Source organism: Phenylobacterium composti DSM 19425, assembly GCF_059568645.1.
Genome location: NZ_JCANTT010000016.1, coordinates 23,398 through 41,056, shown reverse-complemented (window position 1 = coordinate 41,056; position 17,659 = coordinate 23,398). Strand labels below are relative to the sequence as shown.

Annotated in this window: 14 protein-coding genes; 9 read left to right on the top strand and 5 right to left on the bottom strand. The window is 71.7% G+C overall.

Annotated elements, in window-relative coordinates; all coding sequences use genetic code 11:
• The first annotated feature begins 2 nt into the window (after positions 1–2).
• Complete coding sequence (locus BO64_RS11820; protein WP_496403507.1) at positions 3–947, top strand: type II secretion system F family protein; 945 nt, start codon at positions 3–5, stop codon at positions 945–947.
• Here the strand turns inward: BO64_RS11820 and BO64_RS11815 are convergent.
• A complete protein-coding gene (locus BO64_RS11815) occupies positions 944–2,020 on the bottom strand; it encodes an Rv3169 family protein (protein WP_496403506.1) in 1,077 nt (358 codons plus the stop codon). The genes BO64_RS11820 and BO64_RS11815 overlap by 4 nt on opposite strands.
• 143 nt (positions 2,021–2,163) lie before the next feature.
• On the opposite strand from BO64_RS11815, the gene BO64_RS11810 reads away from it, so the two are divergent.
• The 3 genes from BO64_RS11810 to BO64_RS11800 are packed head-to-tail and all read left to right on the top strand — an operon-like array spanning position 2,164 to position 4,861.
• Positions 2,164–3,453 (top strand): cytochrome P450, encoded by a 1,290-nt coding sequence (locus tag BO64_RS11810; RefSeq protein ID WP_496403505.1) that lies wholly within the window; start codon positions 2,164–2,166, stop codon positions 3,451–3,453.
• A gap of 11 nt (positions 3,454–3,464) precedes the next feature.
• Positions 3,465–4,481 carry a phosphotransferase family protein gene (locus tag BO64_RS11805; protein ID WP_496403504.1) on the top strand — a complete coding sequence of 339 codons (1,017 nt, stop codon included), beginning with the start codon at positions 3,465–3,467 and terminating at the stop codon, positions 4,479–4,481.
• The gene (locus tag BO64_RS11800; RefSeq protein ID WP_496403503.1) at positions 4,478–4,861 is read left to right on the top strand and encodes a hypothetical protein; all 384 of its coding nucleotides are present in this window, start codon (positions 4,478–4,480) and stop codon (positions 4,859–4,861) included. Before BO64_RS11805 ends, BO64_RS11800 begins: the two co-directional genes overlap by 4 nt.
• Here the strand turns inward: BO64_RS11800 and BO64_RS11795 are convergent.
• Positions 4,858–5,274, bottom strand: a complete 417-nt coding sequence (locus tag BO64_RS11795; protein WP_496403502.1) for a DUF1810 domain-containing protein — start codon at positions 5,272–5,274, stop codon at positions 4,858–4,860. The two genes, BO64_RS11800 and BO64_RS11795, sit on opposite strands and share 4 nt — an antisense overlap.
• Before the next feature lie 65 nt (positions 5,275–5,339).
• Here BO64_RS11795 and BO64_RS11790 point away from each other — a divergent pair, with 65 nt between their 5' ends.
• Positions 5,340–6,248, top strand: coding sequence for an NAD(P)/FAD-dependent oxidoreductase (locus BO64_RS11790; RefSeq protein WP_496403501.1), 909 nt, complete (start codon positions 5,340–5,342; stop codon positions 6,246–6,248).
• On the opposite strand, the gene BO64_RS11785 is transcribed toward BO64_RS11790, so the two are convergent.
• A complete protein-coding gene (locus tag BO64_RS11785) occupies positions 6,245–6,670 on the bottom strand; it encodes an Lrp/AsnC family transcriptional regulator (protein ID WP_496403500.1) in 426 nt (141 codons plus the stop codon). The genes BO64_RS11790 and BO64_RS11785 overlap by 4 nt on opposite strands.
• 116 nt (positions 6,671–6,786) lie before the next feature.
• Here BO64_RS11785 and BO64_RS11780 point away from each other — a divergent pair, with 116 nt between their 5' ends.
• From BO64_RS11780 to BO64_RS11765, 4 genes are all read left to right on the top strand, one after another.
• On the top strand, positions 6,787–7,902 hold the full coding sequence (locus BO64_RS11780; protein ID WP_496403676.1) for a saccharopine dehydrogenase family protein: 1,116 nt from the start codon (positions 6,787–6,789) through the stop codon (positions 7,900–7,902).
• Positions 7,903–7,930: 28 nt separating this feature from the next.
• The gene (gene amaB, locus BO64_RS11775; RefSeq protein WP_496403499.1) at positions 7,931–9,466 is read left to right on the top strand and encodes an L-piperidine-6-carboxylate dehydrogenase; all 1,536 of its coding nucleotides are present in this window, start codon (positions 7,931–7,933) and stop codon (positions 9,464–9,466) included.
• Positions 9,467–9,607: 141 nt separating this feature from the next.
• A complete protein-coding gene (locus tag BO64_RS11770) occupies positions 9,608–10,558 on the top strand; it encodes an AAA family ATPase (protein ID WP_496403498.1) in 951 nt (316 codons plus the stop codon).
• A 70-nt stretch (positions 10,559–10,628) separates the two neighbouring features.
• The gene (locus BO64_RS11765; protein WP_496403497.1) at positions 10,629–12,038 is read left to right on the top strand and encodes a vWA domain-containing protein; all 1,410 of its coding nucleotides are present in this window, start codon (positions 10,629–10,631) and stop codon (positions 12,036–12,038) included.
• 32 nt (positions 12,039–12,070) lie between these two features.
• Here BO64_RS11765 and BO64_RS11760 read toward each other — a convergent pair whose 3' ends face one another.
• Both BO64_RS11760 and BO64_RS11755 read right to left on the bottom strand, forming a co-directional pair.
• Positions 12,071–15,343, bottom strand: a complete 3,273-nt coding sequence (locus BO64_RS11760; protein WP_496403496.1) for a carboxyl transferase domain-containing protein — start codon at positions 15,341–15,343, stop codon at positions 12,071–12,073.
• A gap of 101 nt (positions 15,344–15,444) precedes the next feature.
• On the bottom strand, positions 15,445–17,658 hold the full coding sequence (locus tag BO64_RS11755; RefSeq protein WP_496403495.1) for a xanthine dehydrogenase family protein molybdopterin-binding subunit: 2,214 nt from the start codon (positions 17,656–17,658) through the stop codon (positions 15,445–15,447).
• Position 17,659 lies beyond the last annotated feature (1 nt).

Here is a 17,659-nt window from a genome sequence, read left to right as displayed (position 1 = left end):
CCATGACCCTCGACGCCCTCATCTATGGCCTCGGCCTCCTGCTCCTCGGCGGGGCGGCGGCGGGCCTCGTGGTCTTCGGCGTCGCCGAGCTGCGCGTCCGGGCCCTGCGCCGCAGCCGCCTGGCGGGGGCGACCGCCGGCGGCGCGCCGGGGCCGTCCCAGGCCAGGCCCGCGGGCCTCCTGCCCGAACAGGTGCTCTCCACCGTCCGCCGCCTGGGCCAGCAGAGCGCCGTGCGCGATCCGGCCAAGGTCTCGATGTTGCGCTCGCGGCTGATGCAGGCCGGCTTCTACAGCCGCGAGGCGCCGGTGATCTTCCTGGGGATCAAAGCCGCCCTCATCGCCGCCGCCACGGCCGGCGTGCTGGCCACCCTGCCGATGATGATCGGCGCCCAGAACGGCAATGTCCTGGCCCTGGGCCTGGCGGCGGGCCTGTCGCTGCTCGCCCTCTACGGCCCCGACCAGGTTCTCAAGAGCCGCCGGACCGAGCGCGAGCGGGAATACGCCGACGGCTTCCCCGACCTCCTCGACCTGCTGGTCGCCTCGGTGGAGGCGGGCCTGTCCCTGGACGCCGCGGTCAGCCGGGTCACCGAGGAGCTCGAGCGGCGCTACCCGAACCTCACCGTCCACCTGCGCTTCCTGGTGCTGGAGCTGCGGGCCGGGCGGGCGCGCAAGGACGCCTGGGCCGCCTTCGCCGACCGCCTCGGCATCGAGGACGCCCGGGCCCTGGCCACCATGCTCCGTCAGGCCGAGGAGATGGGCACCAGCCTCGGCGAGACGCTCAACGTCTTCTCCCAGGACATGCGCCAGAAGCGGATGCTGCGGGCCGAGGAGAAGGCCCTGGGGCTCTCGGCCAAGCTGACCGTTCCCCTGATCCTCTTCATCTTCCCCGCCCTGCTGGTGGCGCTGATGCTCCCGGCCGCGGTGCGGATGATCAAGGTGCTGGGCTAACCCAGGCCATAGGGCCGGTAGGGCCCGAGGATCAGCTGCTCGAACACGCCCACGCCCCGCCGCTCGGGCTCGCCGGGCGCCCGCAGCACGGCGGTGGAGATCGCCTGGATGTGCAGGTTCTCGGGCGCGGCCATGTCGGCCCGGGTCACGTCGATGTCCTCCCGGGCCACGCGTAGCTCGCCGTGCAGCCCCCCGTGGCGCCACTCCCCGCCATAGCCGATGCCGCGCATCAGGAAGGTGGAGATCGGCTCCAGGGTCAGGGTCGCCTCGCCGCCCTCCAGCGGCAGGGTCAGGGTCCCCCGCTCGGCGTGCCGCAGGCCCTGGCGCAGGGTCACGTCCATGGCCGGCGCCTCCACATGCGCGCCGCCTTCCGGCCCGGCTCCGTCCGGCAGGATCACCGCCCGGGTGTTCCAGGGCTTGCCGTCCGGGTCAGCGTTGACGTGGAAGAAGACCGACCGATCCTCGAAGTTCAGGGGCGTCCACTGCCAGAAGAAGCCGGCCACCTGGCCGCCCGGGGTCGGCTGCGGGTCGGGCGCCCCCACCGGCCGGATGCCCCAGGAGCGGTCGCGGGTGCCGAGCCAGCCCGAGGCGTCCCAGCGCTCTCCGTCGGCCTCCACCCAGCCCGAGACGAAGCAGTTCTGGGTCAGGCGCGTGTAGTCCATGAACAGCCGTGGGCCGTTGCGCTTGACGAAGCGCGGCTCCTCGATGGGGAAGGCCCGGCCCTCGAAGGTGAGTTCGGCGGCGATCCCCTCGGCCCCGTCGACGACCACCTTCAGCCGCTGCAGGGGCTCGATCACCTCGATGCGGATCGGCCCCACCGTCAGGTCCATGCGCTCCAGGTTCAGGATGCGCGAGGCGTGCAGGCAGCGCTGCGCCCCGTCCGACAGGATCGAGATGTGGGCGTCGGCCACGTTCAGCGCCGGATAGACCCCGAAGGCCACGGCCACGAAGCGCCGCCCGTCGGGCGAATAGGCGTTGAAGAAGTACCGGTCGTAGAAATTCCGGTCCGAGCCCGCATAGGCGATGGGCTCAGGGGTCTGGTGGATCGGATAGTCGTCGCCGCGCGTCAGCATGCCATTCCTCCCGCGTCCCGCGGTTGACGCGCCGTCAGTCTTGCCGGGCCGCCCCCGCGGGTATCAACTGTCGGGCAAACATAGAAAGAAACGGGAGGCGTCGTCTGCGCTGACCTCGCGTCAGCCGGAGACGGAAGATCGCGATGAGCGTGATGACCAGGCAGGACCACCGCATTCCGGACCAGCATGCGGCCCCGCTGGTGGACCCCACGGCCTATGCCGACGGCCGGATCCACGAGACCTACCGCTGGCTGCGCCAGAACGAGCCCTTCGGCCAGGCGGTGATCGACGGCTTCGATCCCTTCTGGGTGGCCACCAAGCACGCCGACATCCTGGAGATCAGCCGCCAGAACGACCTCTTCCACAACGGCGACCGCAATCCGGTCCTGACGCCCAAGGCCCTGGACGAGAAGGTCCGGGCGATGATGGGCGGCAGCCCGCACCTGCTGCGCACCCTGATCCACATGGATGCGCCCGACCACCTCAAGTACCGCAGCCTCACCCAGGCCTGGTTCATGCCGGCCAACCTGCGGAACATGGAGGACCGCATCCGGGTGATCGCCCGGGCCGCCGTCGAGCGCATGAAGGCCAAGGGCGGCGAATGCGACTTCGTCCGCGAGATCGCCCTGCACTATCCGCTGCACGTGGTCATGAGCATCCTCGGCGTGCCCGAGGAGGACGAGCCGCGGATGCTGAAGCTCACCCAGGAGCTGTTCGGCGCCGCCGACCCCGAGCTCAGCCGCACCGGCGGCGCCCCCGCCCGCCTCGAGGGCGAGCTCGACATCAGCGTCATCACCGACTTCTTCGAATACTTCCGCGCCCTCAGCGAGCGGAAGCGGGCCGAGCCCACCGACGACCTGGCCACCGTCATCGCCAACAGCGTCATCGACGGCCAGCCGATCTCGGACTTTGAGGCGATGAGCTACTACATCATCGTCGCCACCGCCGGGCACGACACCACCTCCTCGTCCACGGGCGGGGCGCTGTGGGCCCTGGCCGAGAACCCGGGCGAGCTCGCCAAGCTGCACGCCGACCCATCGCTGATCCCGGGGCTGGTGGACGAGTCCATCCGCTGGACCACCCCGGTGAAGACCTTCATGCGCACGGTCACCGAGGACGTGGAATTCGCCGGCCGCCAGCTCAGGAAGGATGACTGGCTGATGCTCTGCTACGCCTCCGGCAACCGCGACGAGGAGGTGTTCGAGGATCCCTACGCCTTCCGGGTCGACCGCAAGCCCAACCGGCACCTGGCTTTCGGCTACGGCGCCCACCTGTGCCTCGGCCAGCACCTCGCCAAGATGGAGATGCGGATCCTCTGGGAAGAGCTGATCCCGCGCCTGAAGCGGCTGGAGCTCGCGGGCGAGCCGGCCCTGAGCGAGGCGGTCTTCGTCAACGGGCCCAAGCGCCTGCCGATCCGGTTCGAGATGGTCTGAGTTCAGTCAGCGTGACGCATTCCCTGGAAGAGCGCCTCGCCGCCTACATCGCGCGCAAGATGCCGGAGGCCCGCGGGATCTCCGTCTCCGGCCTTGAGCGCATCTCCGGCGGGGCCAGCCGTGAAACCTACCGCTTCCGCCTCGCCTGGGACGGCGGCGAGCGCCCCCTGATCCTCCGCCGCGACCCCCCGGCCAGCCTCATCGAGACCGAGCGCCGGGTGGAGTTCGCCGCCTACCGCGCCTTCCACGGCTCGGCCGTCCCGGTGCCCGAGATGCTGTGGCTGGAGGAGGAGGACGACGCCCTCGACCACCCCTTCTTCATCGCCGAGGAGCTGACCGGCCACCAGGCCTCGCCCCAGGTGCTGCTGTCGGGCCTCTATGACGCCGTGCTGCCCAGGGTGGCCGAGCGCAAGTGGACCATCCTCGGAGAGATCGCCAAGGCCGATCCCGTGGCCCTGGGCCTCACCGAGGTCATGCCGCCCCCGCCCCTCGACGCCTGCTGGCGCCGCGAACTCGATCACTGGGAGGCGCTGATCGACCGCGACGCGGTCGAGCCCATGCCCGTCACCCGGGCCGCCATCCGCTGGCTGCGGGCCAATCCGCCGCCCCCGGCCCAGAAGCTCGCCGTGGTCCACGGCGACTACCGCACCGGCAACTTCCTGTTCGACGAGGCCGGCGACATCCACGGCGTCCTGGACTGGGAGATGGCCCACCTGGGCGATCCGCTGGAGGACCTGGGCTGGAGCCTGCAGCCGGTCTGGTGCTTCGGCCGCGAGGGCATGGCCGGCGGCCTCGTTCCGCCCGAGCAGGCCATCGCCGCCTGGGAGCGGGCCAGCGGCCTGAAGGCCGATCCCGCCGCCCTCCACTGGTGGACCCTGTTCAACTGCGTGAAGGGCCAGGGCATCTGGGTGGGCAGCGCCAAGGCCTTCATCTCCGGCGGCAACCGCTCGCCGATCATGGTCTATCCGGCCTGGTGGCTGATCAACGCCCAGGACCGGGCGATGCTCAAGCTGATGGGGCGCCTATGATCCCGGAAGTCCCTGCGGTCCTCGCCGAACTCGCCGGCCTGGCGGCCAAGAACGCCGACCCCGCCGTCCCGCCCGCCGAGCGGGCCAGCGACCTGATGCTCAGCGCCCTCCTCCTGGCCCTGGCCGCCGAGACCTGGGACCGGCAGGCCCATGTCCTGGTGGAGGAGAACCGCGCCGTCCGCGCCCTCCTGGGCGAGAGCGGCGAGGACGCCGACCTGCGCCTTTCGGCCCTCACCGCCGAGAACCGCCGCCTGCGAGCCCGCCTGATCGAGCGCCACGCCGAGGCCGAGGCCGCCGGCGACACGGCCGCCTGCGAGGCCATCTGGGCCGAACTCGCCGCCTCCACCGAGCGGCGGAAAATCTCGTCCGGGCCGGTCTAGAGCCGGGCCACGGTCAGCGGGTCCTCGGCCCCGTCGAAGTAGCGGTCCAGCGCCGCCCGGAACACGGGCGCGTCCGAAGCGTGGGCGAAGAGGGTCATCGACGAGCGGAACTTCAGGTCGTCGGGCGTCCCGAACACCTCCCGGGCGCTGCGTCCCGGCACGGCCAGGGCCGCCGCCGCGCACTCCAGAAGCCGCGGCCCCAGCACCGGATGGGCGAGGTAGGCCCGGGCCTCGTCCAGGCCCGAGATCGCGTAGGCCTGGGCCATGGGGCTGAAGCCCAGCCCGGCGATCTGCGGGAACACGAACCACATCCAGTGGGTCCGCTTGGCGCCCGCCCGGATCTCGGCGAGCGCGCGCGGATACGCCCCCGCCTGGGCGTCCACGAACCTTTGCAGGTTGAAGGGATCGGCCATGGGCCATCCTAGCGCCGCCGGGCCGTGCGGTGGAGCCTGTAGGCCCGCCCGCGCGTTGGCTGGCCATGGCTGACGATGCTCTCCTCGACTGCGTGGTCGTCGGCGCGGGGCCGGCGGGCCTGACCGCCGCCATCTACCTCGCCCGCTTCCGCCGCCGCTTCCTCGTGCTGGAGTCGGGAAAGGCCCGGGCCGCCTGGATTCCCCGCACCCGCAACCATCCGGGCTTCCCGGACGGGGTGGTCGGCCGCACCCTGCTCTCCCGTATGCGCCGCCAAGCCGAGACCTACGGCGCCGACATCCGCCGCGCCCGGGTGGAACAGCTGGAGCCCGCAGCCGAGGGGTTCCGCATCGGCGCCGAAGCCGGCGAGGTCCGCGCCCGCACGGTGATCCTCGCCACCGGGGTGGTGGACAACGCCCCCGACATCCCCGGCCTGGAGCGCGGGGTCGAGAAGGGCCTCGTCCGCATCTGCCCCATCTGCGACGGCTACGAGGTGACGGGCCAGAGCGTCGGCGTCATCGGCCGCGACGACCACTGCGCCCGCGAGGCGATCTTCCTGCGCACCTGGTCGGACGACGTCACCTTCATCCATGTGGGCGCCGAGCCCCTGCCGCCCGGCCTGCTCGCCGAGCTTGAGGCGGCCGGGGTCGCGGTCATGGACAGCGCCATCCAGGCCGTCGAGATCGAGAAGCGCCGCATCACCGCCTTCGACTTCGGCAAGGGCCGCCGTTGTAGCTTCGACGTCATCTATTCCGCCCTCGGCGTCACGCCCCGCACGCGCCTGGCGGTGCAGGCCGGCGCCCGGCTCGACGACAGCGGCCGGCTGGTGGTCGGCGCCCACCAGGAGACCTCGGTTCCCGGGCTCTATGCCGCCGGCGACGTGGTGCGCGGCCTCAACCAGATTTCCACCGCCAAGGGGGAGGGGGCCATCGCCGCCACCCACGTCCACAACAGCCTGGCGCGCAACCTCGCCTAGCGGTCGAACTTGGTGGACAGCACCAGAGAGGTGTTGGTCCGCTCCACCCCCTTCACCGCGCCGATCTCATCGATGATGGCGTCCATCTCGGCCACCCCCGCCGCCTCGGCCGTGGCGATCATGTCGAACGGCCCGCTCACCGACTGCAGGCGGGTGACCCCCGGCATCCGCTTCAGGGCCGCCGTCACCGCCGCCGCCTGCTTGGGCTCCACCGTCAGCATGATGAAGGCCTGCACCCGCCCCGCCGCATAGGCGGGCGCCAGCTTGACCGAATAGCCGGCGATGACCCCGCTGCGCTCCAGGCGCGCCAGCCGGCTCTGCACCGTGGTCCGCGACAGGCCCAGCGCCCGGGCCAGCTCCGCCACCGGCGCCCGGGCGTTCTCCCGCAGGCGGGCCAGGAGGTGTTCGTCCAGGTCGTCCATTCGTCGGTTCGTCCAGTCATATCGGCGATACGCCCAGGATAGCGCCGCGATTCGCCGGGCCGCCAGTTGAAAACGGCGCTCTCGCCACCGACCCTTGATCTGCAAAACAGGGAGACATCGCCATGCGCAAGGTCGCCGTCATCGGGGCAGGCAAGATCGGATCCACCGTCGTCGACCTGCTGGTCGGCTCAGGCGACTACGAGGTGCTGGTCCTCGACCAGTCGGCCGCGGCCCTGAAGGCCCTCGCCGGCCGCCATCGGGTGAGCACCGCCGTCCAGGCCATCGACGACGCCTCCGCCGTGGCCGAGCGCATCGAGGGCTGCTTCGCCGTGGTCAACTGCGCTCCCTACCACCTGACCACCGCCGTCGCCCGGGCCGCCAAGGCCGCCGAGGCCCACTACCTCGACCTGACCGAAGACGTGGCCTCCAGCCGCGTGGTGCGCGACCTCGCCCGCGACGCCGGCTCGGCCTTCATCCCGCAATGCGGCCTCGCCCCCGGCTTCATCACCATCGCCGCCTGGGACCTCGCCAAGCACTTCGACGAACTGCATGACGTGCGCCTGCGGGTGGGCGCCCTGCCGCGCTATCCGTCCAACGCCCTGAACTACAACCTCACCTGGTCCACCGACGGGGTCATCAACGAGTACTGCGAGCCGTGCGAGGCCATCGTGAACGGCAAGCTGCGCGAGACCCCGGCCCTGGAGGAGCGCGAGGAGTTCGCCCTCGACGGCGTCACCTACGAGGCCTTCAACACCTCGGGCGGCCTCGGCACCCTCTGCCACACCCTCGACGGCAAGGTGCGGAACCTCAACTACAAGACCATCCGCTACCCGGGCCACGCGGCGATCATGAAGGCCCTGCTCAACGACCTGAACCTGCGCAACCGCCGCGACGTCCTGAAGGACATCCTCGAGAACGCGGTCCCGGCCACCATGCAGGACGTGGTCATCATCTTCGTCACCGTCTCGGGCCTGAAGGCCGGCCGGCTGATGCAGGAGACCTACGTCAACAAGGTCTATGCCCAGGAGGTGAACGGCGAGGTGAAGAGCGCCATCCAGATCACCACCGCCGGCGCCATCTGCGCGGTCCTCGACATGCTGGCCGACGGCCAGCTGCCACAGATGGGCTTCATCCGTCAGGAAGACATCGCCCTGCCGACCTTCCTCGCCAACCGCTTCGGCCGCTATTACGCGCCGGAGACGATCGCGCCCCTGCGCGCCGCCGCCGAATAGTCCTCCAGAGTCCCGCAAGAGCCCCTGCATGAACGCTCCCGCCAAGATCGCCTCCGCCCGCGCCGAGGCCGCCGAGGTCCTCAAGCGCCTGGGGGTCGCCGAGCGCCTCTGGACCGGCGGCGCCCGCCCGGTCCGCTCGCCCGTCACCGGCGAGGTGATCGCCGAGGTCCATGACACCCCCGCCGCCGAGGTGGCCGCCGTGGTCGAGCGCGCCCACGAGGCCTTCCTCGCCTGGCGCACCGTGCCCGCCCCCCGCCGCGGCGAGCTGGTCCGCCTCTTCGGCGAGGAGCTGCGCGCCGCCAAGGCCGACCTCGCCCGGGTCGTCACCCTGGAGGCCGGCAAGATCGTCTCCGAGGCCCTCGGCGAGGTGCAGGAGATGATCGACATCTGCGACTACGCCGTCGGCCTGTCGCGCCAGCTGTTCGGCCTCACCATCGCCACCGAGCGACCCGACCACCGGATGATGGAGACGTGGCATCCGCTCGGCGTGGTGGGCGTCATCTCGGCCTTCAACTTCCCCGTGGCGGTCTGGTCCTGGAACTCGGCCCTGGCCCTGGTCTGCGGCGACCCGTGCGTCTGGAAGCCGTCCGAGAAGACCCCGCTCACCGCCCTCGCCGTCCAGGCCCTGTTCGAGCGCGCCCTGGCCCGGTTCGGCGACGCGCCCGAGGGCCTCTCCAGCGTCGTCATCGGCGGCCGCGACGTGGGCGAGGCCCTGGTCGACCATCCCAGGGTGCCCCTGGTCTCGGCCACCGGCTCCACCGCCATGGGCCGCGCCGTCGGCCCGCGCCTGGCCCGGCGCTTCGCCCGCGCCCTCCTGGAGCTGGGCGGCAACAACGCCGCCATCATCGCCGCCACCGCTGACCTCGACCTCGCCCTGCGCGGCGTCGCCTTCGCGGCCATGGGCACCGCCGGCCAGCGCTGCACCACCCTGCGCCGCCTGTTCGTCCACGAAAGCCTCTATGACGGCTTTGTCGCCAGCCTGAAGGCGGCCTACGCCTCGGTGCCAGTGGGCGATCCCCGCGAGGCCGGAACCCTCGTCGGGCCTCTCATCGACGAGGCCAGCTTCAACGCCATGCAGACCGCCCTGGCCGAGGCCCGGGCCGCCGGCGGCAAGGTCCATGGCGGCGAGCGCGTGGGCGACGGCGAGGCCTTCTATGTCCGCCCGGCCCTGGTGGAGATGGACGCCCAGACCGAGGTGGTGAAGCGCGAGACCTTCGCCCCGATCCTCTACGTCATGAAGTACCGCGACCTGGAGGCCGCCATCGCCCTCCAGAACGACGTGCCCCAGGGCCTGTCCTCGTCGATCTTCACCAACGACATGCGCGAGGCCGAGCTGTTCATCTCCGCCCGCGGCTCGGACTGCGGCATCGCCAACGTCAACATCGGCCCGTCGGGCGCCGAGATCGGCGGGGCCTTCGGCGGCGAGAAGGACACCGGCGGCGGCCGCGAGGCCGGCTCGGATTCCTGGAAGGCCTACATGCGCCGGGCCACCAACACCCTGAACTACGGCCGCACCCTGCCGCTGGCCCAGGGCGTGACCTTCGACATCAAGCCCGCGCCCTGACGCGCCCGCCGCCGCACGCGGCGGGGGCCTCCATGACAAACCCGGAAGGCGACGCCCGTTCGAACGGGCGTTTGCCTCCCGGGCGGGCGCTTGGCACTATCGCGCGGTTCTTTTTCCCGTGCGATTTCGAAAGCCTCCCCTTTGACCGTTTCCACGCCCGCGGCCGCCAATTCCGGCGCCGATCCGTTCGCCTCCGTCGACGCCCTGATCGAGGGTCTTGCGGGGGTCGGCTACATCGCCTCCCGCCGCATCGCCACGGCCCTCTACATGGCCGTGAACCTGCAGAAGCCGATCCTGGTGGAGGGCTCGGCCGGCGTCGGCAAGACCGAGCTCGCCCTCTCCACCGCCGCCATGCTGGGCCAGCCCCTGATCCGGATGCAGTGCTACGAGGGCCTCGACGAGTCCAAGGCGCTGTACGAGTGGAAGTACGGCAAGCAGCTGCTTTACACCCAGATCCTCAAGGACCGGATGGGCGAGGCCCTGGCCGACGCCCCCACCATGGACGCCGCCATGGACCGCCTGCACGGCATGGGCGACCTGTTCTTCTCCGAGCCCTTCCTTGAGCCCCGGCCGCTCATGCGCGCCCTGCAGCAGGACGACGGCTGCGTGCTGCTCATCGACGAGATCGACAAGTCGGATGAGGCCTTCGAGGCCTTCCTCTTGGAGGTGTTGTCCGCCTACCAGGTCTCGGTCCCTGAGCTCGGGGTGCTGAAGGCCAAGGTCCCGCCCCTGGTGTTCCTCACCTCCAACAATGTCCGCGACCTGGGCGACGCCCTGAAGCGCCGCTGCCTCCACCTGCACATCCCGCTGCCCGAGGCCGCGCTCGAGGAGAAGATCGTCGCCTCCCGGGTGCCCGGCATCGAGGCCAAGCTCACCCGCGAGCTGGTGGCTTTCGTCCAGACCCTGCGGTCCCTCGACCTGCGCAAGGCGCCGTCGATCTCCGAGACCGTGGACTGGGCCCGGGCCCTCGTCCTCCTCAACGCCGACAGCCTCGATCCCGAGGTGGTCCGCGACACCCTCAACGTGATCCTCAAGTTCGAGCAGGACATCGCCGCCATCGAACCCCAGGTCGTGGAGCTGATCCGCCGGTGACGGCCGCCACGGCCCCGCTCCTGGCCTCCCCCGCGCAGCGGCGGGAGGGCGACTATCGCCTGAAGGGCCGATGGCCGAGGGGGCAGGCCGCTTCCGCCACGCCCTGGCGCGCCCGCCAGGGAAGCTCGTGATGCAGCACACCCTGGAGCAGTTCTTCCGCGCCCTCAGGGCCGCCGACGTCCGGGTCTCCCCGGCCGAGGCTATCGACGCCACCCGGGCCGTGGCGGTCACCGGCTTCACCGACCGGGCCCTGTTCAAGGACGCCCTCTGCGCCACCCTCGCCAAGTCTGCCGAGGAGGTGGAGCGCTTCGACGCCGCCTTCGAGGCCTTCTTCGACCGGGACCGTCTCGAAGCGCCGCCGCCCCAGGCGCCCCTGAATGAGGCCGAGGCCGAACAGGTGGCGGAAAGTCCCCTCGCCCAGGCCCTGCTCGAGGGCGACTCCGCCGCGCTCCAGCAGAGCATGGAGGCCGCCGCCCAGGCCGCCGGCGTCGCCGACATCCGCCTGACCACCCAGCGCAGCCGCCTCACCCGCCGACTGCTGGAAGAGATGGGGCTGGAGGAGATCGAGGCGATCATCGCCCGCGCCCGCCGCCTGCCTGACGGCCAGGGCGAGGCTCTCGCCGATCGCCTGGAGGCCGGCCGCGCCCGCCTGTTCGACCAGGCCCGCAGCTACGTCCAGCGCCAGCACGACCTCTACGCCGCCGCTTCGGCCCAGGAACTCCGGGAAGAGCGCCTGGCGGTGAAGCAGCTCAACGCCGACGGCGGGGTCGCCCCCGCCGACTACGCCCTCATGCAGCAGCTGGTGCGGCGGATGGCCCGGCGCCTGGCCACCAAATACGCCCGCCGCCGCCGCGCCGCCCAGAAGGGTCATCTGGACGTGCGCAAGACCCTGCGCCGCTCCAACGCCTACGGCGGCGTGCCCTTCGAGATCGCGTGGAAGGTCAAGAAGGTCGAAAAGCCCGCCATCGTGGTGATCTGCGACGTCTCCAAGTCCGTCGCCGCCTTCGCCCAGTTCCTGCTCACCTTCCTCTATTCCCTGAACGAGGTGGTGGAGCGCCTGGACGCCTTCGCCTTCTCGGGCCGCCTGATCCCGGTGTCCGACATCCTCGACGCCAACGAGGTGGAGGGGGCGATCCTCAAGGTGCTGCAGGAGATCGGCTTCCAGTCCACCGACTACGGCCAGGCCCTGGCCGACTTCGCCGAGAACCACTTCGACCGCCTCGACCGTCGGACCACGGTGATCATCCTGGGCGACGGCCGCTCCAACCACGCCGAGCCGCGCCTCGACCTGATGAAGCAGATCCACGACCGCAGCCGGGCGGTGATCTGGCTGAACCCCGAGCCCGAGAGCTACTGGGGCCAGGGCGACAGCGTCATGGACCGCTACGCCCGCTTCTGCCACGTGGCCCAGCAGTGCAGCTCCCTCGCCCAGCTCGAACGCATCATCGACGACGTGCTGCGCAGCTACGTCCCCCACTGAGGGGCGCCCCCGGCCTTCCGATCAGGCCCGCCTCACCACGTATCCACCATCCGCTTCTTGCCGGGCCGCTTGGGCGGGACCGGACAGGCCTTCAGGCCGCGCACCAGCCAGGCCCGGGTCTCCATGGGGTCGATGACGGCGTCGATCTCCACCACCGAGGCCACCGAGAGCGCCTTGCCGTTCTCGTACATCTTGCCGACCAGCTTCTCGAACAGCGCCTGCCGCGCCGCCGGGTCGGTCTCGGCCGCCAGCTCCTTGCGGTAGCCCAGGCGCACGGCGCCCTCCAGGCCCATGGGCCCGAACTCGGCGGTGGGCCAGGCCAGCATCATCGCCGGGGCCGAGAAGTCGCCGCCGGCCATGGCCTGGGCGCCGAGGCCGTAGCCCTTGCGCAGCACAACGGTGAACATCGGCACGCTTACGCTGGTGGCCGCCACCATCATCCGCGAGCCGCGCCGCACCGCCGCCGTCAGCTCGCTCTGCGGCCCCACCATGAAGCCCGGGGTGTCGCACAGGGACAGGATCGGCACGTCGAAGGCGTCGCACAGCATCAGGAACCGGCCCGCCTTTTCCGCGCCCTCGCTGTCGATGGCTCCGCCCAGGCGCCGCGGGTCGTTGGCGATCAGCCCCAGGGGCCGCCCCTCGATCCGCAGGAAGCCGGTGATCATGCCCCGGCCATAGCCGCCGCGCAGCTCGATCCACGAGCCCTCGTCGGCCAGGGTGTGGATCACCTCGCGTACGTCATAGGCCCGCACCCGGTTCTCGGGGATCAGGTGCCTGAGGCGCCGCTGGTCGGCGCAGCGCCAGTCGGCCACCGGCCCCTGGAAAACGCTGAGGAGCTGCTTGGCCGCCGCCGTGGCCGCCGCCTCGTCCTCCACCAGAAGGTCGATGGCTCCGTTGGCGTAGAGCGCGTCAGAGGGGCCGATCTCGTCCGGGGTGAAGACGCCCAGGCCCCCGCCCTCGATCATCGCCGGCCCGCCCAGGCCGATGTTCGAATAGCGGGTGGCGATGGTGATGTCCGCGCAGCCGAAGAAGATGGCGTTGCCCGCGAAGCAGCGCCCCGAATTGATGGCGATCCGCGGCGCCAGGCCCGACAGCCGGGCGAAGGTGGTGAAGCTGGTGGTGTCCAGGGACGAGGCCGCGAGCTGGCCCCCATCCACGTCCCCGGGCCGCCCGCCGCCGCCCTCGGTGAACCAGACGATCGGCGCCTTCCAGTGCTCGGCGAATTCCAGGATCCGATCGGTCTTCTTGTGGTTGAAGTGGCCTTGCGTCCCCGCCAGCACCGTGAAGTCGTAGGCCAGCCCCACGCAGCGGGCCCGCTCCGCGTCGAACAGATGGCCGTTCACCGAGCCTACCCCGGTGACGATGCCGTCGGCGGGGGTGTTGATCCGAAGATCCTCCAGGCTCCGGCGCCGCCGCTGGGCGGCCACCGCCATGGCCCCGTACTCGCTGAAGCTGCCCGGGTCGAACAGGTCGGCCAGGTTTTCCCGCGCCGTCCGCTGGCCGGTCTTGCGGCGCTTGGCGACGGCCTCGGGCCGCGCCTCGTCCAGGGTCAGGCGGTGGCGCTCGATCACCTCGGCCAGGTCCGGGCGGATGGCGTCCAGGTCGATGTCCGCCTCGGCCTCGGCGGCGGCATCCTCCACCTCCCCGGGCTCGATGAAGGCCACCACGTCGCCCTCGAAGACGGTCTCCCCCGTCGCCACGGCCAGGGCGCGGACGGTCCCCCCCGTCTCGGCGGCGACCACATGCTCCATCTTCATGGCCTCCAGGATCAGCAGCGGCTGGCCCCGACGCACCGTCGCGCCCACCGCCGCCTCGATGCCGATCACCGTGCCCTGCAGGGGCGCGTGCAGCGGGCTGGTCCCGGGCGGCCCCTCCACGGCCTGGCGCGCGCCCACGCCGCCCTCCGCCGCCGAGGCGTCGAAATAGAGCTTGGGATGGGCCTCGGGCGGCCCGGCCAGCTCGCCCATGTGCGCGTCGATGAAGCGGGTGTGGACGTCCCCCGCCGCCACCTGCGGCAGGGCCAGCAGGTTCTGCAGGAAGCCCAGGTTGGAGGCCGAGCCCTCGATGCGGAACTCGGCCAGGGCCCGGTAGGCCTTCGCCACCGCCCGCTCCAGCCCGCCTTCGCCGGCGTGCACGATCACCTTGGCCAGCAGGCTGTCGAACCGCGCGCTGGTGGCGTAGCCGGCGTAGCCGAAGCCGTCGACCCGCACCCCCGGCCCCGACGGCGGCTCGAAGGCGGTCAGCACGCCCCCCGCCGGCCGGGCCTCCCCGTCCGGCGTCATGGTCTCCAGGTTCACCCGGGCCTGCACCGCATGGCCCCGGGGCGCCGGCACCGCCCCCTGGGTCAGGCCCGCCTCCGCCAGGGTGCGGCCGGCGGCGAGCTGCAGCTGCAGGCGCACAAGGTCGAGGCCCAGGACCTCCTCGGTCACCGTATGCTCCACCTGCAGCCGGGCGTTGGCCTCGATGAACACCGCCTCGTCGCCGCACACCAGGAACTCCACGGTGCCCAGGCCCCGGTAGCGGGCCGCCGCCGCCAGGGCCACCGCATGGTCGAACAGGCGCTGCCGCAGCTCGAAGGGCAGCATGTCGGCCGGGGCGATCTCCACCACCTTCTGCCGGCGCCGCTGGAGCGAGCATTCCCGGTCCCACAGGTGGATCGCCTCCGCCCCGTCCCCGGCCACCTGCACCTCCACGTGTCGGGCGTGCGGCAGGAACCGCTCCACATAGAGCCGCTCGTCGCCGAAGGCGGCCTTGGCCTCGGAGGCGCAGCGGGCGAAGGCCTCGGCCAGCTCGTCGGCGGTCATGGCCGGGCGCATCCCGCGCCCGCCGCCGCCGGCCACCGCCTTGACCATCACCGGCCCGTGGGCGGCGAGGAAGGCCCGGGCCTCGTCCAGCGTCACCGGCCCCTCGGTTCCAGCCAGGACGGGGACGCCGCAGCCCTGCGCCAGGGCCCGGGCGCGGGCCTTGTCGCCGAACAGGTCCAGGGTCTCGGGATCGGGCCCCACGAAGGTCAGCCCCGCCGCCGCGCAGGCCCGGGCGAAGGCGGGGTTCTCGGCCAGGAAGCCGTAGCCGGGATGGACGCCGTCGCAGCCCGCCTCCTGCGCCGCCGCGATCACCCCCTCGATGTCCAGATAGGCCGCCGGCCCCGCGCCCTTCAGGGCCACGGCCGCGTCCGCCCGCTTCACGTGCAGCGAGGCCGCGTCGTCCTCGGAGAAGACCGCCGCCGTGGCGATCCCCATCTCGGCGGCCGTGCGGGCGATCCGGACGGCGATCTCGCCCCGGTTGGCGATCAGCAGCTTCCTCACGAGCGTCCCCTCAAACACTTGTTTGGGGACACATCATGCAGCCGCCGCGACGCCCGCCAAGGCCAATTCGCCGCCCCGTCCGCCCGAGGCGGCCAGAACCCCTAGGCCTTCAGCATCTCCGCCGTGATCGGCAGGCTGCGGATGCGCTTGCCGGTGGCCGCGAAGATGGCGTTGGTCAGGGCCGGGATGGCCGGCGGCAGGGCCGGCTCGCCGAGGCCCGTGGGCGGGAAGTCGGTCTTCAGGAACTTCACCTCCACCGGCGGGGCGTCGGTGATGCGCATCAGCGGATAGTCGTGGAAGTTCGACTGCTGGGCCTGGCCCCCGGCGATGGTGATCTGCTGAAACAGGGCCTCGGACAGGCCGTCCAGCACCGAGCCCTCCACCTGGTTCAGGGCCCCCATGGGGTTGATGATCTGGCGGCCCACGTCGGCGGCCACCCAGACCTTCTTCACCTTCACCTCGCCCGCCGGGGAGACGGCCACATGGGCCACCTCGGCGAAATAGCCCATGTGGCTGAAGTAGCAGGCCACGCCCATGCCCTCGCCCTTGGGCAGCTTGCCCCGGTTGGCCCAGCCCGACATCTCGCCCACGGCGCGCAGCACGCCCGCCATCCGGCCGGCCGCATAGGCCGCCGGCGGCTCGCCCACCACCGGCTTGTCGCCCAGCAGCTTCAGCTGGAACGCCAGGGGGTCGGCCTGGGCCGCGTGGGCCAGTTCGTCGATGAACGACTGCATGACGAAGGCCAGGGCGTTGGAGCCCGGCGCCCGCAGCGGGCCGGTGGGCACGCCGAGCGGCATGACGCTCACGTCCAGCCGGCAGTTGGGGGTGAACCTGGCCGGGAACTCGTTGGGGCCCATGCCCGCGCTCGGGGCGAAGTTGGTCCCCTCGCCGAACGAGACGAAGTGGTCGTGGAAGGCCACGAGGTTGCCCGCCGCGTCCACGCCGCCCCGCAGGAAGTGGAAGCCCGCCGGCCGGTAGATGTCGTGGCGCATGTCGTCTTCACGCGTCCACAGGAGCTTCACCGGCGCCCCGGTCTCCCGGGCGATCCAGGCGGCCTCCACCATGTAGTCGTTGGCCAGCCGCCGGCCGAAGCCGCCGCCGCCGCGGATCATGTGGACGGTGATGTCCTCAGGCTTGATGCCCAGGGTCTTGGCGCAGAGCTGGCGGCCGGGCTCGGGGTTCTGGGTCGGCGCCCAGATCTCCAGCTTGCCGTCCTTCCACTCGGCCGTGCAGTTCTGCGGCTCCAGCGGCGCGTGGGCGAGGAATGGATAGGCGTAGGCCGCCTCCAAGGTCTTGGCCGCGCCCTTCAGCGCCGCGTCTACGTCGCCGTCGTTGCGCACCGTCCGCTGCGGCTGGCCCGCCGCCAGCTCCCTGGCCTTGGCGGCGTAGCCCTCGCTGGACTGCTCGGCGGTCGGGTGGGCGGCCCACTTCACGTTCAGCCGCTCGCGGCCCTTGCGGGCGGCCCACCAGGTGTCGGCCACCACCGCCACGCCCGGCAGCAGGCCCGCGCCGATCTGGCCGGGGGCGGGCTGCAGGGCGTTGGAGTCCCCCTTCACGATGAAGGCCTTGCGCACGCCCTTCACCGCCTGGGCGGCGGCGAGGTCGGCGCTTTCCACCCCGGCGGCGAACACCGGGGCCTTCTCGAAGGTGGCGTACAGCATCCCCGGCCGGCGCACGTCGATGCCGAACAGGGGCTGGCCGGTGACGATCTTGGCGGTGTCGTACTGCGGGATCGGACGGCCGATGATCCGGTAGTCCTTGGGGTCCTTGAGCGGCAGGCTCTTGGGGTCCGGCACCGGCACATTGGCGCACTGGGCCGCCAGGGAGCCGTAGCTCGCCTTGCGCCCGGTGCTGGCGTGGATCACCTCGCCGTCCCTTGTGGTGCATTCGCCCGCCGGGCAGTTCCAGGCCGTGGCGGCGGCCTGCACGAGCATGGAGCGGGCCACCGCGCCCACCCGGCGCAGGTCGTCCCAGTGCAGGGGCGTGGCCATGGAGCCGCCGGCGAACTGGCGGCCGTACACCTGCGGATCGTTGTCGGCCTGCTCGATGCGGACCTTCTCCCAGGGAACGTCCAGCTCCTCGGCGATGAGCATGGGCAGCATGGTCTTCACGCCCTGGCCCACGTCGGGGTTCTTGCTGACGATGGTGACGATCCCGTCCGGGGCCACCCGCACATAGGCGTTGATCGGCTGGGTCAGCCCCGCGCCGCCCTGCGCCTGGCCCTTGCCGGCGATGGAGAACGACAGGACGAGGCCGCTGGCGGTGGCGGTCTTGAGGATGTCGCGCCGGGAGGCGCCGGTCAGTTCCACGGTCATG